Source organism: Xanthomonas sp. NCPPB 3174 (genome assembly GCF_056725205.1).
Map to the genome: position 1 here is coordinate 3,497,438 of NZ_CM161517.1, position 21,738 is coordinate 3,519,175.

At 70.6% G+C, this 21,738-nt stretch carries 22 protein-coding genes and 1 pseudogene; 15 read left to right on the top strand and 8 right to left on the bottom strand.

Annotation, left to right across the window (positions count from 1 at the left end; all coding sequences use genetic code 11):
* The first annotated feature begins 71 nt into the window (after positions 1-71).
* The 14 genes from AC1PK7_RS15130 to AC1PK7_RS15195 all read left to right on the top strand — a co-directional run bounded on the left by AC1PK7_RS15130 (position 72) and on the right by AC1PK7_RS15195 (position 11,991).
* On the top strand, positions 72-674 hold the full coding sequence (locus AC1PK7_RS15130) for an HAD family hydrolase (protein WP_481098666.1): 603 nt from the start codon (positions 72-74) through the stop codon (positions 672-674).
* A 4-nt stretch (positions 675-678) separates the two neighbouring features.
* Positions 679-1,269, top strand: coding sequence for a hypothetical protein (locus AC1PK7_RS15135; protein ID WP_481098667.1), 591 nt, complete (start codon positions 679-681; stop codon positions 1,267-1,269).
* 108 nt (positions 1,270-1,377) lie between these two features.
* Positions 1,378-1,788, top strand: a complete 411-nt coding sequence (gene rnfB, locus AC1PK7_RS15140) for an Rnf electron transport complex subunit RnfB (protein WP_420007507.1) — start codon at positions 1,378-1,380, stop codon at positions 1,786-1,788.
* 90 nt (positions 1,789-1,878) lie between these two features.
* Complete coding sequence (locus tag AC1PK7_RS15145) at positions 1,879-2,667, top strand: hypothetical protein (protein ID WP_481098668.1); 789 nt, start codon at positions 1,879-1,881, stop codon at positions 2,665-2,667.
* Between the two features lie 88 nt (positions 2,668-2,755).
* The gene (locus tag AC1PK7_RS15150; protein ID WP_019801199.1) at positions 2,756-3,127 is read left to right on the top strand and encodes a hypothetical protein; all 372 of its coding nucleotides are present in this window, start codon (positions 2,756-2,758) and stop codon (positions 3,125-3,127) included.
* A 58-nt stretch (positions 3,128-3,185) separates the two neighbouring features.
* Complete coding sequence (locus AC1PK7_RS15155) at positions 3,186-3,743, top strand: sigma-70 family RNA polymerase sigma factor (protein ID WP_481098669.1); 558 nt, start codon at positions 3,186-3,188, stop codon at positions 3,741-3,743.
* Positions 3,740-4,528, top strand: a complete 789-nt coding sequence (locus AC1PK7_RS15160) for an anti-sigma factor (protein WP_481098670.1) — start codon at positions 3,740-3,742, stop codon at positions 4,526-4,528. The genes AC1PK7_RS15155 and AC1PK7_RS15160 overlap by 4 nt, the downstream gene beginning before the upstream one ends.
* 639 nt (positions 4,529-5,167) lie before the next feature.
* Positions 5,168-6,145, top strand: a complete 978-nt coding sequence (locus tag AC1PK7_RS15165) for an acyl-CoA desaturase (protein ID WP_481098671.1) — start codon at positions 5,168-5,170, stop codon at positions 6,143-6,145.
* Positions 6,142-7,395 (top strand): NAD(P)/FAD-dependent oxidoreductase, encoded by a 1,254-nt coding sequence (locus tag AC1PK7_RS15170; protein ID WP_481098672.1) that lies wholly within the window; start codon positions 6,142-6,144, stop codon positions 7,393-7,395. The genes AC1PK7_RS15165 and AC1PK7_RS15170 overlap by 4 nt, the downstream gene beginning before the upstream one ends.
* Positions 7,392-8,261 carry a DUF1365 domain-containing protein gene (locus AC1PK7_RS15175; RefSeq protein ID WP_481098673.1) on the top strand — a complete coding sequence of 290 codons (870 nt, stop codon included), beginning with the start codon at positions 7,392-7,394 and terminating at the stop codon, positions 8,259-8,261. The genes AC1PK7_RS15170 and AC1PK7_RS15175 overlap by 4 nt, the downstream gene beginning before the upstream one ends.
* On the top strand, positions 8,258-9,571 hold the full coding sequence (locus tag AC1PK7_RS15180; protein WP_481098674.1) for a class I SAM-dependent methyltransferase: 1,314 nt from the start codon (positions 8,258-8,260) through the stop codon (positions 9,569-9,571). Before AC1PK7_RS15175 ends, AC1PK7_RS15180 begins: the two co-directional genes overlap by 4 nt.
* Positions 9,568-10,113, top strand: a complete 546-nt coding sequence (locus tag AC1PK7_RS15185; protein WP_481098675.1) for a DUF2878 domain-containing protein — start codon at positions 9,568-9,570, stop codon at positions 10,111-10,113. Before AC1PK7_RS15180 ends, AC1PK7_RS15185 begins: the two co-directional genes overlap by 4 nt.
* Complete coding sequence (locus tag AC1PK7_RS15190; RefSeq protein ID WP_481098676.1) at positions 10,110-10,892, top strand: DUF1295 domain-containing protein; 783 nt, start codon at positions 10,110-10,112, stop codon at positions 10,890-10,892. The genes AC1PK7_RS15185 and AC1PK7_RS15190 overlap by 4 nt, the downstream gene beginning before the upstream one ends.
* 22 nt (positions 10,893-10,914) lie before the next feature.
* Complete coding sequence (locus tag AC1PK7_RS15195; RefSeq protein ID WP_481098677.1) at positions 10,915-11,991, top strand: SAM-dependent methyltransferase; 1,077 nt, start codon at positions 10,915-10,917, stop codon at positions 11,989-11,991.
* Positions 11,992-12,079: 88 nt separating this feature from the next.
* Here the strand turns inward: AC1PK7_RS15195 and AC1PK7_RS15200 are convergent.
* The 3 genes and pseudogenes from AC1PK7_RS15200 to AC1PK7_RS15210 form a co-directional block, all read right to left on the bottom strand.
* Positions 12,080-12,753: pseudogene (locus AC1PK7_RS15200) on the bottom strand (transposase).
* 384 nt (positions 12,754-13,137) lie between these two features.
* Positions 13,138-13,482 carry a RidA family protein gene (locus tag AC1PK7_RS15205; RefSeq protein WP_010342343.1) on the bottom strand — a complete coding sequence of 115 codons (345 nt, stop codon included), beginning with the start codon at positions 13,480-13,482 and terminating at the stop codon, positions 13,138-13,140.
* Positions 13,479-14,171 (bottom strand): DUF998 domain-containing protein, encoded by a 693-nt coding sequence (locus tag AC1PK7_RS15210; RefSeq protein WP_481100904.1) that lies wholly within the window; start codon positions 14,169-14,171, stop codon positions 13,479-13,481. Before AC1PK7_RS15210 ends, AC1PK7_RS15205 begins: the two co-directional genes overlap by 4 nt.
* Before the next feature lie 479 nt (positions 14,172-14,650).
* Here AC1PK7_RS15210 and mprF point away from each other — a divergent pair, with 479 nt between their 5' ends.
* Positions 14,651-17,215 (top strand): bifunctional lysylphosphatidylglycerol flippase/synthetase MprF, encoded by a 2,565-nt coding sequence (mprF, locus tag AC1PK7_RS15215; protein WP_481098678.1) that lies wholly within the window; start codon positions 14,651-14,653, stop codon positions 17,213-17,215.
* A 339-nt stretch (positions 17,216-17,554) separates the two neighbouring features.
* Here the strand turns inward: mprF and AC1PK7_RS15220 are convergent, their stop codons facing one another.
* The 5 genes from AC1PK7_RS15220 to AC1PK7_RS15240 all read right to left on the bottom strand — a co-directional run bounded on the left by AC1PK7_RS15220 (position 17,555) and on the right by AC1PK7_RS15240 (position 21,176).
* Positions 17,555-18,976, bottom strand: a complete 1,422-nt coding sequence (locus tag AC1PK7_RS15220; RefSeq protein ID WP_481100905.1) for a virulence factor family protein — start codon at positions 18,974-18,976, stop codon at positions 17,555-17,557.
* Positions 18,977-19,101: 125 nt separating this feature from the next.
* The gene (locus AC1PK7_RS15225) at positions 19,102-19,287 is read right to left on the bottom strand and encodes an oxidoreductase-like domain-containing protein (protein ID WP_010342339.1); all 186 of its coding nucleotides are present in this window, start codon (positions 19,285-19,287) and stop codon (positions 19,102-19,104) included.
* Between the two features lie 76 nt (positions 19,288-19,363).
* Positions 19,364-19,963, bottom strand: coding sequence for an HD domain-containing protein (locus AC1PK7_RS15230; protein ID WP_481098679.1), 600 nt, complete (start codon positions 19,961-19,963; stop codon positions 19,364-19,366).
* A complete protein-coding gene (gene thpR, locus AC1PK7_RS15235; RefSeq protein WP_481098680.1) occupies positions 19,960-20,604 on the bottom strand; it encodes an RNA 2',3'-cyclic phosphodiesterase in 645 nt (214 codons plus the stop codon). The genes AC1PK7_RS15230 and thpR overlap by 4 nt, the downstream gene beginning before the upstream one ends.
* A 116-nt stretch (positions 20,605-20,720) precedes the next feature.
* Positions 20,721-21,176 carry a PA2169 family four-helix-bundle protein gene (locus AC1PK7_RS15240; protein ID WP_041500455.1) on the bottom strand — a complete coding sequence of 152 codons (456 nt, stop codon included), beginning with the start codon at positions 21,174-21,176 and terminating at the stop codon, positions 20,721-20,723.
* Positions 21,177-21,738 lie beyond the last annotated feature (562 nt).

The window sequence follows — 21,738 nt, forward strand, 5'->3', positions numbered from 1 at the left end:
GGAGTCGGGATTGGGGATTGGTTGAGCCACTCCCGGCGCCGATGGGTCCATGACGCGGTGACGAATCCCCAATGCCGAATCCCCAATCCCTCGCTCTATTCGACTTCGACCACACGGTCACCACCGCCGATACCTATTCGGGGTTCCTGCGGCGGGTGGCCACGCCGGCGCAACAGGCGCAGGCACGCTGGACGGTCGGGCCCTGGCTGGCCGGCTATCGGCTGGGGCTGGTGTCGGCGGCGGCGTTGCGCACCCGGGTCACCCGCCTGGTGTTCGCCGGACGCGACGCAGACGAGATCGCCCGCGAAGCCGAGCGCTATGCGCACGAGGCGCTGCCGCCGCTACTGCGGCCGGACATGATGCAGCGGATCGCCTGGCATCAGGCGCAGGGGCACAGGGTGGCGCTGGTGTCCGGTTCGCTGGACCTGTATCTGCAACCCTGGTGCAAGCAGCATGGGCTGCACCTGATCTGCAATCGCCTGGAAGTGCAGGACGGGCGCCTGACCGGACGCTATCGCCACGGCGACTGCGGGCCGCGCAAGGCCGCCCTGATCCGCATGCAGTACGACCTGAAGGCCTATCCGCGCATCTACGCGTACGGCGACAGCCGCGAGGACCGGCCGATGCTAGCGCTGGCGCACGAGCGCTGGTACCGCGGGCGCCGGATCGCCTGAGCCGATGACGCCGCGCCAGACACCGCCACCCCTGCCGTCCGCTGCGCAGCGCGCGGCCGCCTCCGCGGCACGCAGCGACGCCGCGGCGACGCCACCGCGCGACCGCAGCGCGGTCGTCGCCTTGTCGATCGTGGCGCTGGCGGTCCTGCTCGGCATCGCATTCGCCGTCAGCGTGTGGGGGTGGCGCATGTACCCCGCGGCGCGCAGCGACGACGCCTGGGTGGCGCCGCCGGCGTCGCGCGGCGGTGGCGCCAGGCCCGGCGCGCCGGCCGCCGTCTCCACGCATGCGTCCCCGGACGACGCGACCGTGGTGATCGCCCGGTTCCGCGAGGACGTGCTGCCGACGATCCGGGTCGGCCAGACCGCGCAGGTGCACCTGGCCGGCGATGCGGAGATCGCCTGGGTCGGCCACGTCCAGGCGATCGGCGCCGACACGGACGCGGCGCTCGACAGCGCCGCGCAGGCCGGCAACCATGTCCGGCGCGTGCAGCGGCAGCCGGTGCGGATCGTGCTGGACCGTGCCCAGGACGCGCCCGCCACGCCGGCGCCGGGCACCGCGGTCCAGGTCGTGATCGACACCTACAGCGCGCGCTAGGCTCGGGCCGCAGCGGACGCCGCGCTACACTGTGCCGGCTCGCCACGCCGGCGTTTCCGCTTTTTCGCCTCTGCTCCACGCCGTGCGCCGCTGCGCGCCGCCTCCGCCATGACGCCCACCCACGACGCCCTGCTCGAACGTCTCGATCGCCTGCTGCCGCAGACCCAATGCGGCCAGTGCGGGTTCGACGGCTGTCGCCCCTATGCCGAGGCGATGGCCGCCGGCACGGCGCAGGTGGACCGCTGCCCGCCCGGCGGCGACGCCGGCGCGCGCGCCCTGGCGCGGGTGCTCGGGGTCCCCGCCCTGCCCTACGACCGCAGCCGCGGCACGCACACGCCGCCGCAGGTGGCGTGGGTGATCGAGGCCGACTGCATCGGCTGCACCAAGTGCATCCAGGCCTGCCCGGTGGACGCCATCGTCGGCGGCGCCAAGCACATGCACACGGTGCTGGCACCCTTGTGCACCGGCTGCGCACTGTGCCTGCCGGCCTGCCCGGTGGACTGCATCGTGCTGCGCTGAGACGCCCGCGCAACGCGGCCGCCACCGCGGGCGCATCCGGATCGGCGCCGGCCGCGTATGTCCTGGTGTCATCCCACCGGAGCGCCGTGCATGCCGACGTCGACCGCCGCCTTAACGTTCACCCGACCGCACCTGCCGCTGGCCCTGGCCCTGGGTACCGCTGCGCTCGTCGCCGCGGCGCCGGCCAGGGCGATGCTGCACTACGAGGGCATCGCCTATGCCGCCGACGGCAAGCAGGTGCTGTACCGCGAAAGCCATTGGGTCCGCGACGATGGCGCGCGCGTGGTGCTGTACCAGTGCGCCGATGGCAGCGCGTTCGCACGCAAGCGCGTGGACGACGGCAGTGCCGCGCCGGGCTTCGAACTGGTCGATGCGCGCAGCGGCTACCGCGAGGGCGTGCGCCGCAGCGGCGGTGGGCGCGAGATGTTCAGCCAGGCCAAGGGCCAGGCCGAACGCCGTGCGCCACTGCCCAAGAGCGAGCAGGCGCAGGTGATCGACGCCGGTTTCGACGCCTACCTGCGCCAGCGTTGGGACAGCTTGGGCAGCGGCGCGCCGCAGCGCATCGCCTTCGTGCTGCCCAGCGAACTGCGCACGCTCGAGTTCCGCATCACGCCCGGCCCGGCCGATGCCGAGGTGCAACGCTACACCCTGAGCCTGGCCGCCTGGTACGGCACGTTGCTGCCCGACCTCAGCGTCGCCTATGCACGCCAGGACCGGCGCCTGCTCGAGTTCCGCGGCGTCGGCAACATCCGCGACGCGCGCGGCCGCTACCCGACCGTGCGCATCGAATTCCCCGAACGCTTGCGCGGCCAGGCCGATGCCGGCGCCTGGGAGCAGGCGCTGCAGCAACCGTTGGTCGCGCAATGCAGCGCGCGCTGAGCCGCGCCGCCAGCGCATTCACGCCGGCCATCGCCGCACCCGCTACAACCATGCCTGCGCATCGCCCGCGCATCGACGAGGACACCTCATGGCCAAGGCCTACCTGTGGTTCAACGCCGCGCTCTACGCGCTCCTGGCCGTCTGGTGCACGCTGCTGCCGGCGCAGACCGCCGCGGCGGTGGGCTATGTCGGCCTGGACCGCTCCGGCCAGTCCGAATACCTGGTCATCTACGGCGGCCTGCAACTGGGCATGGCCTTCCTGTTCGGCTACTTCGCCCGCACCGGGCAGTTGCGCACCGGCCTGCTCCTGGCGCTGGCGTTCTACGTGCCCATCGTGCTCTACCGCAGCGCCAGCCTGCTGCGGCTGTGGCCGGTGGGTCCGACCACGACCGGCCTGGCTGCGTTCGAGATCGTCCTGCTGCTCGCCGCGCTCATCCTGTGGCGGCGCCAGCGCGCCTGAGCGACGGCCGCGGCGAAAGCCTGTAGCATCGCGCCGACCTTCGCCACCGTCTCCCGGCATGACCGAGTCGCCCGATCACGACGAAGCAGGACAATTGCTGGTCGCCACCGCCACCGGCGACAGCGCCGCGTTCGAACGCCTGTACCGCACCACCTCGTCACGCCTGTTCGGCGTGTGCCTGCGCATCGTGCCGCAGCGCGGCGAAGCCGAGGACGTGCTGCAGGAAGTGTTTTCCTCGGTCTGGCGCAAGGCCGCGCAGTTCGACCCGCAACGCGCGCGCGGCCTGACCTGGCTGACCATGATCGCCCGCAACAAGGCCATCGACCATCTGCGCGCACGCGCCCCGGCGCGGCAGTCGGTGGCGCTGGACGACGCCGGTGAACTGCAGGACGAAGGCCGCGATCCGCTCGCCGATACCGAGTGGCGGGTGGCGGGACGGCGCCTGGACGTGTGCATGGGCGAACTGGAGCCGCCGCGCGGCGAGTTGATCCGCACCGCGTTCTTCGAGGGCATCACCTACGAGGAACTGGCCCACCGCAGCGGCACGCCGCTGGGCACGGTCAAGAGCTGGATCCGCCGCGGCCTGGCCAAACTGAAAGCGTGCCTGGAACGATGAACGCCTCCGTGCCCGATCCGCAGGAAACCCCGCCGCCGCGCGACGTGCTGGCCGGCGAATACGTGCTCGGCGTGCTCGACGCGCAGGAGCGCCGCGCTGCCGAAGCGCGCATCGACAGCGACCGCGAATTCGCCGAGGCGGTGCTGCAGTGGCAGCAGCACCTGATGCCGCTGGCCGACGAGATCGCCCCGGTGGCGGTGCCCGAACGCGTGTGGGTGCGCATCCGCGCCTCGCTGGGCCTGGATGCGCCGGCGCCGCGCGCGCGGCCCGCTGCGCCTGGGTTCTGGGACAGCGTACGGATCTGGCGCTGGCTCAGCGCCGGCGGCTTCGCCACCGCCACCGCCTGCCTGCTGGCGCTGCTGCTGGCGCGTGCGCCGGTGCCGCCGCCGGCCACGCAGCCGCCACCGGTCGTCACCACCACGCCCAAGCCCAGCGGCATCGCGATGACCTCCACGCTGATGCAGGACGACGGCAAGCCCGGCTATGTGGCGCTGATGGACGCCGACAAGCGCAGCATCACCCTCACCCCGCTGGGCGGCACCCACGACAGTGCGCGCGTGCCCGAGCTGTGGCTGATCCCGGCCGACGGCAAGGCGCGCTCGATGGGCGTGTTCGATGCGGCCAAGGCGCGCGTGGCGCGCATCCCCGATGCGCTGATGCCCATGCTCAGCGACGGCGCGGTGCTGGCGGTGACCATGGAACCGCCCGGCGGCGCGCCCGGCGGCGTCGCCACCGGCCCGGTCGTGGCCAAGGGCGGCATCAGCACGCTGCAGCTGGCGCCGTAGACAACCCCTTCTCCCATCGGGAGAAGGTGCCCCGAAGGGGCGGATGAGGGTACGGGCGAAGCCTCGTAGAGCGTCCGGTAGCGCAAGTTGGATGCGCGAGGCGCTTCGCGCCGTACCCTCACCCCAACCCCTCTCCCGATGGGAGAGGGGCAATACGCCTTGGCACGCTGCAACTCGCACCGTAGACAACCCTTCTCCCACCGGGACCATGGATTCCCTTCTCCCGCCGGGAGAAGGTGCCCCGAAGGGGCGGATGAGGGTACGGGCGAAGCCTCGTAGAGCGTCCGGTGGCGCAAGTTGGATGCGCGAGGGCTTCCCGCCGTACCCTCACCCCAACCCCTCTCCCGGTGGGAGAGGGGCAGTTCCAGGCGCCTTGCACGCGCCGCAGGCAGTCCGTGCCGCGCTCAACTGCAAGAACCCGGCGCGCATTCACCCGCCCACCACTCGCGCGCAGGCAACATCGCCGCCGCCGTCGCGCATCCGCGCGACAGCCAGATCTTCCGATCGCGCGACGCCTGCGCTGCGCCGTCGTGGCCCGCGATGCCACGCCCGCAGCCGTGCAGGGGAAATGCGACTTGGGTGCATCCGTCTTCCGGTTTCGCCCGTATCGCTCCCCAAGTCCCCCAATGAGACGCGCTTGTGCCGAGTCCCGTTCCGGAACCCCGCCCTTCCACATCGCCGCCTGCGCCGCGTGGCCGCATCCTGCGCACCCTGCGCCGCTGGTTCGACACCAGCGCCGAGATCGAACTGGATCCGGCGCGTGCCGACCGCATCGACTGGCTGCGCGCCGCGCCCTACATCGGCCTGCACCTGGCCTGCCTGGGCGTGTTCTGGGTTGGCGTGTCCTGGTTCGCCGTGGGCATGGCGGTGGCGATGTATGCGGTGCGCATGTTCGCGCTCACCGGCTTCTACCACCGCTATTTCGCCCACCGCGCGTTCAAGACCTCGCGCCCCGTGCAGTTCCTGTTCGCCGCGATCGGCGCCACCTGCGTGCAGCGGGGGCCGCTGTGGTGGGCCGCGCACCACCGCAACCATCATCGCCACACCGACACCCCGGCCGATCCGCATTCGCCGCGCCAGCACGGCTTCTGGTGGAGCCATAGCGGCTGGTTCCTGACTCCGCGCGGCTTCCGCACCGACTGGGAGGCGATCCCGGACCTGCGCCGCTTCCCCGAACTGCGCTTCCTCGACCGCTTCGACCTGCTGCTGCCGGTACTGCTGGCGCTGGCGCTGTTCCTGCTCGGCGGGTGGCTGCAGCGACACGTGCCGCAGCTCGGCACCGATGGCCCGCAGTTGCTGGTGTGGGGCTTCTTCGTCTCCACCGTGGCGCTGTTCCATGCCACCTTCACCATCAACTCGCTGGCGCACCGCTTCGGCAGCCGCCGCTTCGACACCCGCGACGACAGCCGCAACAACCTGTGGCTGGCGCTGCTGACCTTCGGCGAAGGCTGGCACAACAACCACCATTTCTTCCCCGGCGCCGCGCGCCAGGGCTTCCGCTGGTGGGAGCTGGACCTGACCTGGTACGGACTGAAGGCGCTGTCGTGGACGCGCGTGATCCGCGAGCTCAAGCCGGTGCCGGCCGGCCTGCTGCGCGCCCAGGCGCGTGCCCGATGAGCCGGATCGCGGTGGTGGGCTCGGGGATCGCCGGCCTCGGCGCGGCGTGGCTGTTGTCGCAGCGCCACGAGGTGACGCTGTACGAGGCGGCCGACTATCTCGGCGGCCATACCCATACCCATGCGATCGAACTGGACGGCGCGGAATACGCGGTGGACAGCGGCTTCATCGTGTTCAATCCGGAGCACTACCCGCTGCTGAGCGCGTTGTTCGCGCGGCTGGGAGTCGAGTCGCAGCCGACCACGATGAGCTTCTCGGTGCACGAGGAGCGCACCGGACTGGAGTACAACGCCGGCACGCTCGACGGGCTGTTCTGCCAGCGCCGCAACCTGCTGTCGCCGCGTTTCTGGCGCATGCTGCGCGACCTGCGGCGGTTCTACCGCGAGGCGCCGCAGGTGCTGCACGACGTCTCCCTGGCGCAGCTCACCCTCGGCGACTTCCTGCAGCGCCACGGCTACTCCCAGGTGTTCCGCGACGCGCACCTGGTGCCGATGGCCTCGGCGCTGTGGTCCTCGCCGTCGCGGCAGATCCTCGATTTCCCGATGCGTCAGCTGATCGGCTTCATGGCCAATCACCACATGCTGCAGATCAGCGGCCGCCCGCAGTGGCGGGTGGTGCGCGGCGGCTCCAACAGCTACGTGCGCGCGCTGCGCAGCCGCTGGCGGGTACGCGAGCGGCTCGGCACGCCGGTGCGCGCGATACAGCGCACCGCGCACGGCAGCGTCGCCATCGCCTGCGATGCGGACACGCAGCAATACGACCATGCGGTGCTGGCCTGCCATGCCGACGACGCGCTGCGCCTGCTCACCGATCCCAGCGACGCCGAAACCACGATCCTCGGCGCGATCGGCTACCAGGACAACGAGACCGTGCTGCACACCGACGCGCGCGTGCTGCCGCGCGACCGCCGCGCCTGGGCCGCCTGGAACGCGCACGTACCGGCCGATCCGGACGCACCGTGCACGGTCAGCTACTGGATGAACGCACTGCAGTCGCTGCAGGCGCCGCAGCCGTTCATCGTCAGCCTCAACCGCAGCGATGCGATCGATCCGGCCAAGGTGTTGCGGCGCATGCGTTACCGGCATCCGCTGCAGACCCAGGCGTCAGTGGCGGCGCAGGCGCGCAAGGGCGAGATCCAGGGCCAGCGCAACACCTGGTTCGCCGGCGCCGGCTGGGGCTTCGGCTTCCACGAGGACGGCCTGCGCAGCGCGGTCGACGTGGCTGCCGCGCTGGGGGTACCCTGGTCATGACCCTGATGCGCCGTGCTGCCGTGTCCGCCCCGCCGGCTGGCGCCGTCTCGACAACGTCGGCGGCGGCGGGCACGACCTTGCACGGCCTGCACAGCGCGGTGTACACCGGCTGGGTGCGGCATCGCCGTTACGCGCCCAAGGCGCTGGCGTTCCGCTATCCGCTGTTCCTGCTGTACCTGGACCTGGACGAACTGGAGCAGATATTCGCGCGGCGCTGGCTGTGGTCGGTGAACCGGCGCAACCTGGCCGAGTTCCGCCGCAGCGATTACCTCGGCGACCCCGCACAGCCACTGGACGAAGCGGTACGCGACCGCGTGCAGCAGCACACCGGCGAACGCCCGCTCGGCCCGGTGCGCATGCTCACCCACCTGCGCTACTTCGGCCATTGCTTCAATCCGGTCACGTTCTACTACTGCCACGACGCGCAGCAGCGCCTGCACAGCATCGTCGCTGAGATCACCAACACGCCGTGGCGGCAGCGCCACGCCTACGTGCTGCCGATGGCCGAGGCGCGCAGCCATGGCGCCACCCACGCCTGGCGCTTCGCCAAGCGCTTCCATGTGTCGCCGTTCATGGCGATGGCGCACACCTACGCCTGGCGCTTCAGCGAACCCGGTGCGCAACTGCGCGTGCACATGGACGTGCTCGATCCTGCGCCCGCAACCGTGCGGCGGCGCTTCGACGCCACCCTCGTCCTGCAGCGCCGCGTCGTCGACGGCGCCAGCCTGGCCCTGGCGCTGCTGCGCTATCCGGCGATGACCCTGCAGGTCATGGCCAAGATCCACTGGCAGGCCCTGCGGCTGTGGCTGCGCGGCAACCCGGTGCACGACCACCCCGACCACTCCCTTCCGCGAGAACGCCGATGAACGCTCCGCACGCGCCCTCTTCCGCCGCCGCGCTGACCCCGGCCGCACCGCCGTTGCGCGGGCTCGACCGCCTGCTGCGCAAGCGCCTGCTCGCCACGCTCGATGGCCTGCACGACGGCCAGCTGCGCATCGAGGAAGCCGGCACGCTGACCACGCTGGGCGATGCCGGCGCCGGCGCCGGCGCGTTGCAGGCGCATCTGCGCATCCGCGACCCGCGTTTCTACCGCCAGGCCGCGCTCAACGGCAGCGTCGGCGTCGGCGAGGCGTACATGGACGGGCTGTGGGACTGCGACGACCTGGTCGCGCTGGTGCGCCTGCTGGTGCGCAACCGCGACCGCCTGGACGCGATGGAGACCGGCCTGGCCCGGCTCGGCGGCCTGGCGATGCGCGGCCTGCATGCGTTCGCGCGCAACACCCGCGCCGGCAGCCGCCGCAACATCGCCGCGCACTACGACCTGGGCAACCAGTTGTTCGAGCTGTTCCTGGATCGCAACCTGATGTACTCCTCGGCGATCTTCCGCGATGCCGACGCCGCCCTGGGCGAGGCCGCGCTGGAGCGCGCCGCCGAGCGCAAGCTGCAGCGCATCTGCGCCAAGCTCGATCTGCAGCCGCATCATCATCTGGTCGAGATCGGCACCGGCTGGGGCGGCTTTGCGCTGCACGCCGCCAAGCACCACGGCTGCCGCGTCACCACCACCACCATCTCGCGCGAGCAATACGAACTGGCCCGGCAGCGCATCGCCGTCGCCGGGCTGTCGGATAGGGTCGAGGTGTTGCTGCGCGACTACCGCGATCTGGATGGCCGCTACGACCGCCTGGTCTCGATCGAGATGATCGAGGCGATCGGCCACCAATACCTGGACACCTACTTCGGCAAGGTCGGCAGCCTGCTCAAGGACGACGGCCAGGCGCTGATCCAGGCCATCACCATCGAGGATCACCGCTACGCGCAGGCGCTCAAGTCGGTGGACTTCATCAAGCGCCACATCTTCCCGGGCAGCTTCATTCCCTCGGTGGCGGCGATGACCGGGGCCATCGCCCGCGCCAGCGACCTGCGCCTGTTCAACCTGGAAGACATCGGCCCCAGCTACGCGCTGACCCTGCGCGCCTGGCGCGAGCGCTTCATGGCCAAACTGCCGCAGGTGCGCGCGCTCGGCTACGACGAACGCTTCATCCGCATGTGGGAGTTCTATCTGGCCTACTGCGAAGGCGGCTTCCTGGAGCGCTCGATCGGCGACGTGCACCTGTGGCTGAGCAAGCCGCGCGCGCGGCCGGCGCAGTTCGCTCCCGCGCTGGCGGGCGACGCATGAGCAACCTGATCAACTACCTGGCCCTGCAGGGGCTGTGGCTGGCCGCGGTGGTCGGCGCCGCGCACGGGCTGGCCTGGGCCGGCCCGGCGGCGCTGGCGCTGTTCGCGCTTTATCAGTTGCGACCGCGCCGTCGCGCCCGCGGCGACGCCACGCTGATCGCCCTGGCGCTGCCGCTGGGCGCCGGTGTCGATGCCGCCATGCGCGCCGGCGACTGGGTGCGCTATGCCGCCGCGCCGCCTGCGCCGTGGCCGCCGCTGTGGATCCTGGCGCTGTGGGCCGGCTTCGCATTGACCTTCCAGCATTCGCTGGCATGGGTGATGCGCCATCCCTGGCGCGCGGCGCTGTTCGGCGCCACCGCCGGTCCGCTCGGCTACGTGCTGGCCGCGCGCGGCTGGCAGGCGGTGACGCTGGTAGCGCCGTTGCCGCAGGCACTGCTGGCGTTGGCCGTCGGCTGGGCCGCGGCGCTGACCTTGCTGAGCCTGGCGATGCTTCGCCTGATGTCCCCAACGCCAGCGATGCCGGCAACCGGAGCGGCGCGATGAACGCCTGGCCGCTGCTGCATGTGGGCATCTTCACGGTGCTGGTCATGCTCGCCGGCTGGGCCTGGCAGCGGCAGATCCGCAACGCCGGCGTGGTCGACGTGCTGTGGTCGGCGTGCATGGCGCTGACTGCGGTGTACTGCGCCTGGCGCGCCGACGGTGCGCTGCTGCCGCGCGTGCTGACCGCGGTCCTGGGCGGGCTGTGGGGCGCGCGCCTGGCCTGGCACCTGGGCGTGCGCGTGTTCGGCGATGCGCACGAGGACGGCCGCTATCGCGCCCTGCGCGAGCACTGGCACGGCGACCAGCGCAAGTTCCTGGCGTTCTTCCTCGGTCAGGCGCTGGTGGTGCTGGCGTTCGCGGTGCCGCTGTCAGTGGCCGCGCACAATCCGCAGCCGCAGTGGAGCGTGTGGACCACCCTGGCGGTGGCGACCTGGCTGGTCGCGGTCGGCGGGGAAAGCCTGGCCGACCGGCAACTGGCCGCTTTCCGCGCCGACCCGGCGAACAAGGGCAAGACCTGCCGCCAAGGCCTGTGGCGCTACTCGCGGCATCCGAACTACTTCTTCGAATTCGTGCACTGGTTCGCCTACGTGTTCTTGGCGGTGGGCAGCGGCGCGCTGTGGGTCGGCGTGGCCGCGCTGGGGCCGTTGCTGATGTTCGCCTTCCTGTACCGCGTCACTGGCATTCCCTACACCGAACAGCAGGCCCTGCGCTCGCGCGGCCGCGACTACGCCGACTACCAGCGCAGCACCAGCGCCTTCTTCCCCATGCCGCCGCGGCATTGAACCCGCGCCAGGAGATCCGCCGATGTCCAGCACCTTCGCCACCTCTTCCCCGCCCGCCGCACCGGCCGAACCGCTGGCCACGCGCCTGGCCGAATCCGGCCTGCTGCCCGACGCCATGCTGCGCGCGGCGATGCGCCGGCTGTGCGCGCAGCGCCTGCGCGAGGAGCGCGCCGGCGGCGCCGACGCGGCCTGGGAACGCCAGCGCCTGCTGATCGAATCGCTGCGCGAGAGCGCCATCGCCATCGAGACCGACGCGGCCAATCGCCAGCACTACGAAGTGCCGCCGCGTTTCTTCGAGCTGTGCCTGGGCAAGCGCCTGAAATACAGCAGCTGCTACTGGGATGCGACCACGCCCGACCTCGATGCGGCCGAGGAACACATGCTGCAGCTGTACGGCGAACGCGCGCAGTTGCGCGATGGCCAGCGCATCCTCGAACTGGGCTGCGGCTGGGGCTCGCTGACCTTGTGGATGGCCGAGCAGTTCCCCGGCGCGCGCATCACCGCCGTGTCCAACTCGCGGCCGCAGCGCGAGCACATCGAAGCGCAGTGCCGCGCGCGCGGGCTGGGCAACGTCAAGGTAATCACCCACGACGCCAACACCCTGACCCTGCCGACCGAGAGCTACGACCGCGTGGTCTCGATCGAGATGTTCGAGCACATGCGCAACTACCGCGAACTGCTCAAGCGCGTCAGCCATTGGCTGGTGCCGGGCGGGCGGCTGTTCGTGCACATCTTCTGCCATCGCGACCTGGCCTACCCGTTCGAGGTGCAGGGCGAGGACAACTGGATGGGCCGGCACTTCTTCACCGGCGGGCTGATGCCGGCGGCCGACACCCTGCTGCAGTTCCAGGACGACCTGGCGATCGAACGCCGCTGGCTGCTGTCCGGCCAGCACTACGAGAAGACCGCCAACGCCTGGCTGCACAACCAGGACCGCCACCGCGACACGCTGATGCCGGTGCTGCAGGCCACCTACGGCGCCGACGCCAAGATCTGGTGGCAACGCTGGCGCATGTTCTGGATGGCCTGCGCGGAACTGTTCGGCTACGAACAGGGCCAGCAGTGGGGCGTGGCGCATTACCGGTTTGTCAGGCGCTGAAGTGCCGGGATTGGGGAGTCGGGATTGGGGATTGGCAAAGGCGGCGCGCTGCCGCCTGATCGTCTACGCGTAGATACCGTCTTACCCCCTAGCAGGCAAGGCCCCTTTTCGGATCGAACGCCGTGCCCGATTTGAGAACCCCGTAGGCCAGGTGCAGGAGCTTGCGCATGGCGGCGCACACGATCTGCTTGCCGGCTTTGCCGCGTTCGCTCAGCCGCTGTTTCAGCGTGCGGATGATCGGGTTGTGGGTCATGGCCACCAGGGCCGGCATGAACAGGCCGGCGCGCAGGCGGGGCGAGCCGGTGCGCGAGATGCAGACGTGGCCTTTGCGCTCGCCCGACTCCTGCAGGCACGGATTCAGGCCCGCGAAGGCGGTCACCGCCGAGGCATCGGCGAAGCGCCTCACATCGCCAAGCTCGGCCAGCATCAAGGCCGCGCTGGTGTCGGCAATCCCCTGGATGCTCACCAGCAGCTCGCGCTGCCCACGCAAGGTCGGATCCTGGTCGATATGGTCATCGATGGCACGCACACCCGATAGCCGCGTGCGTGGAGGAACTCGGCCAGCGCCTGGTGGTAGGTGCCGGTGGCCTCCATGGCGATCCAGCTATCGGGCTGCGCATGCGTCTGCAGCCATGCCTGCAGGGCCTGGAAGCCCTTGGCATCGTTGGACAACTTGGCCTTGGTACGGTGCTTGCCATTGGTCAGATCGATGGCCACATCGAAACTGCGTTTGGCGACGTCGATGCCGATGACGGGAGACATACGCGATTCCTCCATCGTGTCAGGGTCATGATCGGCGCTGGGCCCGGTCCTGCCTTGTCGATGCGAGTTCACGCCCGGGGGCGGACTCTGGATACCGTTCGGACACACAAAGGCCAGCATGTGGAGGGCGGAGCCGATCTACGATGCAAGCTCGAAGCTTTAGGAGCGACTGGACCTCCTACACCTCCTCCGATGATCAGTCGGAAGACATGACGCCTGTTTAGGGGCGACATGTCCAGATACAAGGAGCGGCTTCAGCCGCGAGGGGCGTTACCGCTAATGCCTGTCGCGGCTGAAGCCGCTCCTACGCGGATCAGGGGATACGCACGCGACGTCATGGCGGGCAAGACGAATCCCCAATCCCCAATCACGAATCCCGGCCGCTCAAGCGGCGGCCGTAATGACGATCTCGATCTTCCAGGCCGGGTCGGCCAGCTTGGCCTGCACGGTGGCGCGGGCCGGGGTGTTGCCGGGGCTGACCCATTCTTCCCAGACCTTGTTCATCTCGGCGAACTCGGCCAGGTCGGTCATGTAGATCTCCGCGCGCAGGATCCGGCTCTTGTCGGTGGCGGCAAGCGCCAGCAGCCGGTCGATCGCGGCAAGCACTTCGCGGGTCTGGCCGGCGATGTCGGCGCTGGTGTCCTCGGCGATCTGGCCGGCCAGGTAGGCCACGCCGTTGTGCACGGTCATTTCCGACATGCGCGGGCCGGTATCGAAACGCTGGATCATGATGCGCTGTCCTGTAGTGGGAAGACCGCGCCATTGTCGCGCGATTGCGCCGCGGCTGCAGGCGCCGGCCGCCACACGCGGTACGCCACCGGCAACAGCCAGGCCAGGATCAGCACGATCGCCAGCTTCTGGGTCAGGCCGCGCGGCGGCGCGCGCCACAGCACATGCAGCCACAAGGCCGCGAACGCCAGCACCGCCAGCAGCAGCAACGGCCCGGCGCGGCCCTTCCATGCCGCCTGCCCGCGCAGCCATGCGCTTTGCAGCAGCATCGCGGTAGTCGCGCACAGGAACGCGGTCTGCGCGGAGAGCCCGTGCACCAGCGGCGCCAGCAGCGGTGCGCGCTGCGGCAGATAGCTGTCGCCGATCGCCACCCCGCACAACCCCAGCGCCGCGCCACCGAACAGCAGCACCGGGGCGCCGCTGCGCGCGCGTGGCGGCGACTGCGCATACAGGCCGGCCGCCAAAGCCATCACAGCCGCTGCCAGCAGGACGTAGACAGTGCGCAGTAGCAGGCCGCCGGGTCCATGCAGGTATTGGCTGAGCGTGGCCTGCTGCCACTGCAGATCGGCGCGCAGGACCTGCAGCGCCACCGCCACACCGAGGAACAGCAGCGCCAGCAGCAGCGCGACGGCACCGGCCAGGCGCGTCCAGCGCGGCGGCGCGGAGAGGGGAAACGCGGACAGCGGCATCGGCATCGACAGGCTCCGGAACCGACAGGGACCGTCGCCACACGCGTCGGCCGCACCCCGCCGCGGTCCCCGACGCCGTGGCGACGTACGATTCCACTATCATGCGCGTCGCCGGCGCGGCCGGTATAGCCTAGGGCGTGCGATGTGCGGTGGAAGAACGGCAGTGATGAGGGAGGATGCAGTGCGCACGCGACGCGGTGCCGCCGCGGATGGCACCACGCCGTCCGTGCGGGATCGTCTGGCGCCGCTGATCGCCGCCCTGCCTGGATGTGGTGCGCGGCGCGTCGGGGCAACCGGCCTCGCCACAGCGCCCTACCTACCGCGTCCTGGCCTCCGCTTCGCAGCCCCTCCATGTTCGTGACACGCTTTCATTCAACCGGTATCGCGATGGCCCGTCTCCGTTTCGCCCGCAGTTCCGCTCCGGCCCCGTCGTGCACCGTGCGCCACGCGCCGTGGCGCCTTGCCGCCGCCCGCCCGCAATGACCGACGCCACCCCCTCCGCTCCCGCGTCCACGCCCGGCTGGCGCCGTGCGCTGCCGGTGCTGGCCAGCCTGGCGATCCTGGCCCTGGCGCTGCATGCGCTGGCCACGGAGTTCAGCACCCATGGCTACAGTGCGATCCGTCACGCCTTCAACCAGCTGAGCCTCACGCAGATCGTGCTGACGCTGCTGCTGGGCCTGAGCAGCTACGCCTGCCTGATCGGCTTCGATGCCGTCGGCCTGCGCCGCAGCGGACGCAAGCTGCACCCGATGCGGATCAGCATCACCGCGTTCCTGGCGCATGCGGTGGGCCAGACCCTGGGCTTCGCCGCGCTGACCGGCGGCGCGGTGCGCCTGCGCGGCTACGGCCGGGTCGGGCTGAGTCTGGCCGAGATCGGCCAGGTGGTGCTGATGAGCACGCTCGGCTTCGTGTTCGGCGCCTGGCTGCTGCTGGCGCTGGCCCTGACCCTGGAACCGGCCGCCGCGGCGCTGGCGCTGCCGGTTGGCGCGACCGCGGTGCGCGCGATCGGCATCGCGTTGCTGGTCGGCTTCGCCACCATGCTGCTGCTGGCCGGTCGCGACGGCCGCACCCTGCGCTGGCGCAGTCACGAACTGTGGCTGCCGGACCGGCGCACCACCCTGGGTGTGACCGCGCTGAGCGTGGTCGAGCTGGGCCTGGCCAGCGCCGCGTTCTACGTGCTGCTGCCCAACGAATCGGGGATCGAATACATCGGCTTCGTCGGCCTGTACCTGGTCGCGGTGGTGGCGGGCCTGGTCTCGACCGTGCCGGCCGGCCTGGGCGTGTTCGAGTGGAGCCTGCTCAAGCTGCTGCCCGGCGTGGCGCCGGCGGCGGTGCTGGCGGCGGCGCTGATCTACCGCATCACCTACTACGTGGTGCCGCTGCTGCTGTCGGTGCTGATGGCGTCGCTGTCCGGCCTGCGCCGGCCGCTGGCCGCCAGTGCCGGCGGGGTGCGCGTGGCCTGGCGCACGCTGCGCCCGTGGCTGCCGCAGATCATCGCCCTGGCGGTATTCGCGGTCGGCGCGGCGCTGGTCATCGACGGCACCCTGCCCACGCCCAAGCGCCGCCAGGACATGGCGCCGCTGTCGATCATGGAGACCTCGCACCTGCTGGCCAGCCTTGGCGGCGTGGTGCTGCTGCTGATCGGCCAGGGCCTGCAGCGGCGCAGCCATGCCGCCTGGGTGCTGGCGATCGGCATCTGCGTGCTGCTGCCGCTGCCGGCCTGGCTGCGCGGCGGCCACGTCTCGGTGGCGCTGTCCTCGCTGGTGGTGGCGGTCGGCCTGTGGGGCGCGCGCCGCGAGTTCTACCGCGAGGGCGCGCTGCTCGACGAGGCCTGGTCGTGGCCGTGGCTGCGCAACCTCGGCCTGGTGCTGATCGCCACGATCTGGCTGCTGTTCTTCGTCTACAGCCACGTCGAATACCAGAACGAGCTGTGGTGGGAGTTCGCCACCTCGGCCAACGCGCCGCGTGCACTGCGCGCGGTGCTGCTGGTCAGCGTGGCGGTGGTGGTGTTCGGGCTGGCGCGGCTGCTGCACAGCACCCGCTCGCCGTTGCCGCCGGCCGATGGTGCGCAACTGGACGCGCTGGCGCCGGTGCTGGCCGAGGCCACCGATACCCAGGCCTGCCTGGTGCTGACCGGCGACAAGGCGTTGCTGCAGGCCGAGGACGGCCCCGGCTTCGTGATGATGCAGCGCTACGGCGGCTCGCTGGTGGCAATGGGCGACCCGGTCGGCACCCCGGAAGTGGCCCGCGCGCTGATCTGGCGCTTCCGCGAGGAAGCCGACCGCATGGGCCTGCGCCCGGTGTTCTACCAGGTCGGCGAGCAGCACTGGCAGACCTATCTGGACCTGGGTCTGACCCTGGTGAAGCTTGGCGAGGAAGCGATGGTGTCGCTGGAGGGCTTCCACCTGGAGGGCCGCGACCGCGCCGACCTGCGCCAGGCCTGGAACCGTGGCAAGCGCAGCGGGCTGAGCTTCCGCATCGTGGAAGCCGACGCGGTGGATGCGCTGATGCCAGTGCTGGCCGAGGTCTCGCAGCAATGGCTGGAAGACAAGGCCGGCGCCGAGAAGGGCTTCTCGCTGGGCAGCTTCGATCCCGCCTACCTGCGCCGCTTCCCGATCGCGGTGGTGGAGTTCGAAGGCAAGGTCGTGGCCTTCGCCAACCTGTGGCAGGCGCCGGCCGGCCACGAGTTGTCGGTGGACCTGATGCGGCACATCGCCGACGCGCCGAAGGGCACGATGGATTTCCTGTTCATCGAGCTGTTCCTGTGGGGCCGCGACCAAGGCTACAAGCGCTTCTCGCTGGGCATGGCGCCGCTGTCGGGCCTGGCCCAGCACCGCCTGGCCGGGCGCTGGAACCGCTTCGGCAACCTGATCGTGCGCCACGGCGAACGCTTCTACGGCTTCACCGGCCTGCGCCGCTTCAAGTCCAAGTTCGCCCCCGCCTGGCGCACCCGCTACCTCGCCGCCCCCGGCGGCATGCACCTGCCGGCCGCCCTGCTGGACGTGACCCGACTGATCTCGCTGGATCCGCGTAAGCCGGAGTGAGGCCGGGATTGGGGGGTTGGGATTGGGGATTGGCCCCGGCTACCCCGTTTGCCGGAGCATTGCGAGGCTTCGCGCCGTACCCTCATCCGCCCCTTCGGGGCACCTTCTCCCAAAGGGAGAAGGAACAGCAAAGCCCCTCTCCCCCCGGGAGAGGGGTTGGGGTGAGGGTACGGCGGCCATGAAGCGCCCGGCGGCGACCAACCACGCTCACCGCCTTGCAGGACCAACGTTTCAGCGGTCCGGTCGCGGCTGAAGCCGCTCCTACGGCGAAGCGAGCAGGCAAGCCCGCACGCGCTGCCCGACCACCAATTCCCAATCCCGACTCCCCAATCCCCGCCCCTACTGAATCCGCTGCAGGATCTGCTTGGCCAGCGTGGCGTAGTCGCCCTGGAAGTGATGGTCGCCCGGCAGCTTGACCAGTTGCGCCCCGCCCTTGGGCAGGTCAGGGCACAACGCGTCGTCGTCGTCCTGCCCGTAGATGCACAGGGTCTGCGCCGGCGGCATCTTCGCCACTTCCGGGGCGATCGGCAGGCCGTCGTCGCCGGAACTGATCCAGTTGGACACGTGGAACTCGTAGTCGGCGGTCTTGCCCACCGACAGCAAGGCGGTGAGCTGCACCTGGTCGCGCATCGCCTCCGGCAACTGGTTGTAGGCCGCCGGCAGCACGTCGGCGCCCTGCGAGAAGCCGATCAGCACCACCCGCCCGCGCTGCCACAGGTGGCTGTAGTGGCGGTAGATGCGGTCCAGGTCGGTGGCGAAGCCCTGCGGCGTGCGCTCGCTCCAGAAGTAGCGCAGCGAATCCACGCCCACCACCGGGATGCCGGCCTTGGCCAGGGCGCCGGCCACCTGCTGGTCGAGCCCGGCCCAGCCGCCGTCGCCGGAGACGAAGATCGCGAACACGTTGCCGTTGTCGGCATCGGACGCCGCCGCGGCGGCCGGCACTTCGACCACCGGCAGCCCGGCCAGGTCGGCCGGAGTCGGCGGCAGACTGACGCCTGGCCGGTCGCCCAGCGAACGCACCGCCGCGCGCAGCCCCGGCAGCGCGTCGCCGCTGGCGCTGCGGCGGAACTGCCGCGCCTGCGCCACCTTCTGCAGGAACGCATCGCTCTGCTGGGTGCAGCGGTCGCGCCGGCTCTTGGCGTCCAGCGCCGCCAGCCACGGCACCGGCAGCGCCGTCGGCTGCAGCGCACGCGCCGGCGCGGTGATGCCAGCGCCGCAGATCTGGTCGTCGAGCACCTGCACCGGGCAGAAATCCTCGGTCAGCAGGCCCGCCAGCAGATGCTTGGGCGCCTGCGCGGCGACCGCGTAGGCCAGCGCGGCGCCGTCGCCGTCGCCGACCAGTAGCGGCAGGTGGTAGGTCGGCACATGGAAATAGGCCTGCACGTAGCGCGAGAAGTTCTCCACGTCGCCGGCAGAGAAGCCGCAGGTGCCGTCGATCTTGGCCAGCACCGCCTGCAGGTGCGCGCTGTCGATCACCGCCACCATCGCGCCGTCGTCACGCAGCGCCTCGATCTGACGCATGCGCTCGGCATCGGCGTGCTTGCCGCCGGCGAACCACAGCACCACGCGCTTCGCATTGCCCTTGGGCAACAGCACCGGCACCTGCTCGAAGCGCCCATGGCTGAGCTTTTCCGGCGATGTCGCCGGCGCATCGGCACTCGGCGCGGAGGCGGTCGCAGCGCCCGGCGCCGCACCGGCGATGCCGGCCACAAGCAGTCCACCCAGTGCACATCCCCACACCCAACCGCCACGCTTCTGCATCATCCAGCCATCCTGAAAAGGCGCGTTAAAGATAATCCCGAACGGCGGCGGCGCGAAGCGCGGCGCGCGCTTCGGTTCATGCCAGGTACGCCAGACCCGGGCCATCGCCTGCACCGGCAGCCCTGTCAGCCATCCGCGTCGGCGCCAGGGTGGCGCAGTTGCCAGGCCGCCAGCGCCTGCCGGTAGCGCTCCAGTTCCTCGTGGTAGAGGTCGTAGACGCACAGCGGACAGCCGCTGTCGCAGCAGTCGCTGGGGGCTGGCGGCAGCGGCGCCTGCGGGCGGGGATCGGCGTTGGCGGCAGGGTCGGACATGGGGCTTGATGGTGGCGGCCGGACGACCGGCGCGGCAGTGTAGAAGAAGGCGGCCGCGCCCGCGGCCACCACTCCGTCAGCCGATGGCCTCGCGCAGGTTGGCGCGCGCGGCCGCGTCGTAAAGCGCGTGGAAGCGCTCGCTGAGGAAGATGCGCGGCTGCGCCAGCACGGTGCGCAGGAAGGCGCGGCGCTTGCGCCGGTACAGCCAGCCCGGCACCGCCCCGCGGTACTCCTCGGCGATGGCGCGGTCGTAGGCGGCGAAGGCCTCCGGCGTGGCGCCGAGGATGGCCATGTCGCAGTCCAGGAACAGCGCCGCGTCCGCATCCACCGAATCAGCGGTCAGTTGCCCGTGACGCGCGGTGAGTTCGATCAGCGCGGCGACCCGCGCCGCGTCCACGCCGGCATCCGGCAGCCACTGCGCGATCGCCGCCTCGGCCATGCGCGCCGACTGCGCTTCGTTGTCGCCGCGGCCGGCGCGGTACACTGCATCGTGATAGAGCACCGCCAGGTAAACCTCGCGCGGCTGCTTCCAGCCGGTGTCGGCGGCGACCTCGGCAAAGTGCGCCAGCACCGCCTCGACGTGGCCGAAATGGTGATAGGCGCGCGGCGGTTCGGCGTAGGCCGCCAGCAACTGCGCCCACTGCGCATCGGGCAGGGTCAGCGGCGCCGCATTCATGCGCCCCCCTGCCCGGGACCGGCCCGTAAAGGCCAACTCGCTTCGTGCAGGTAACGGCCCTGGCCCTGCACGCTGCGGATCAGGCTCAGCGACGCGGCGTGCCACGGCAGCGCCGATACGCGCTGCGGCGCCAACGGCTGATCGACATAGGCCAGGGTCATGTGCGGCAGATAGGCGCCGTCGACGCGTGCGGCGACACCGTGCCGGGCCAATTGCTGCTGCAGCGCCCGGCGCAAGACCTGCAGCGGCTGGGGCTCGGCATCGCCGCGCAGCACCAATGGTCGGCTGCGCGCGCGGCTGTCGAAAGTCACCGCCTGGTCGAATGCAAGTTCAAATGGCGAGGCCGCAAGCGCCTGCCCGGCGGCGCAGGCCTGCTGCAGCAAGCGGGGCGGAATCCCGGCGTATTCGCCCAGATAGTGCAAGGTCACATGCAGCCGCTCGGGCGGCAATGCGCGGCCGTGCAATCCATGGTCGTGGCAGAGCTGCTGACAGAGGCGATGCACCGCCTGGGCGGTCTGCATGTCCGGCAATAACGCAAAGAACAGGCTTTCGCGCGCAGCGGGCGCGTCGAAGCCGAGCGAGAACTGGGCGCCGTCGGGCGCAGTATCGGGATACATGGACAGGAGCGGCAAACGCCGCAAGCGGATCGGGCAGCGGTCGAGCGCGCATGGTAGCAAGCGCGCCTGATCGCTGCAGATCCGGCACACCGCCCAGACAGCGCCGCGATGGCGGCGCGCCGGGCGGCGGCGGACGGCGATCAGGCCGCGTTCTTCATCGCGTGCTTGCGGGTGCGCATCACGTCGTGGCAGGCGCGCACTTCCGGCAGCAGGCGGGTGGCGGCATCGCGCGCGGCGACCGGGGTATCGGCGTCGGCGATGGTCTCGTTGAAGGCCTTCAGCAGGCGGTCCTCGGACTCTTCCAGTTCGGCGACATAGCCGTACTTGGTGTCGCCCAGCGCGGCGCGGACCTTGCCGTACATCTGCTGCATGCTGCCGACCATGGTGCCGTGCTCTTCCGGCTTGCCGCCGACCGACTGCACCACCGCGCTCAGGCTGCTCACGATGTCCGACTTGACGCCGGCGATGCGCAGGAACAGCGCGGACAACTCGGCGTCGCCCACCTTCTTGGCCGCTTCTTCGTAGAAGTCCTTGCCGTCGCGGGAAATGGCGATGAGGTCGTTGAGGCTGTGCGTGGTCTTGCTCTGGATGCTCATGGAAAACTCCTGTGGCGAAGCCGGCGATATCGCGCAACGGGCACGCGGGGTGGACCTGGATATCGCACGGCGCGGTCGAGAGAATTGCCGCGTTGCGTGGTGGTGGCGATGCTGGGCAGAACCGCATAAAGCGCACGTGAGCCGTTCGCCCTTGTTCGTCACGCGCCATTGCCGGTGGTGAACATGCGTTCATTGGGAACTGCACGCAGTCAGGCATGTGGTGAAATTTTCACCATCCTGTCTGCGCGCGTTGCGGCGCTTCGCCGAACGCGACTTATCCACATGATTGCCCCCTGATCGTCCACAGTGGCTGTGGATGACTGCCACCGAGCGTGCCGGTCCAGGACCGCCCGTCGGCGCAGCCACGACGGCCTCCCGGCAGCGCGGTCAAAGGCCTATAGTGCCGACGAGCCCTCGCCACTGCAGGGCGCCGCGAGGTGCGTCATGTTCGCCTGGACTGCGTTCGCCCTGCTCGCTACCGCTGCGGCCGCCCCATCGCCGCCGATGCCACCGTCGTACGCGGCAGAAGTGGCACAGGCTGCCACGCAAGTCCCAGCGCCAA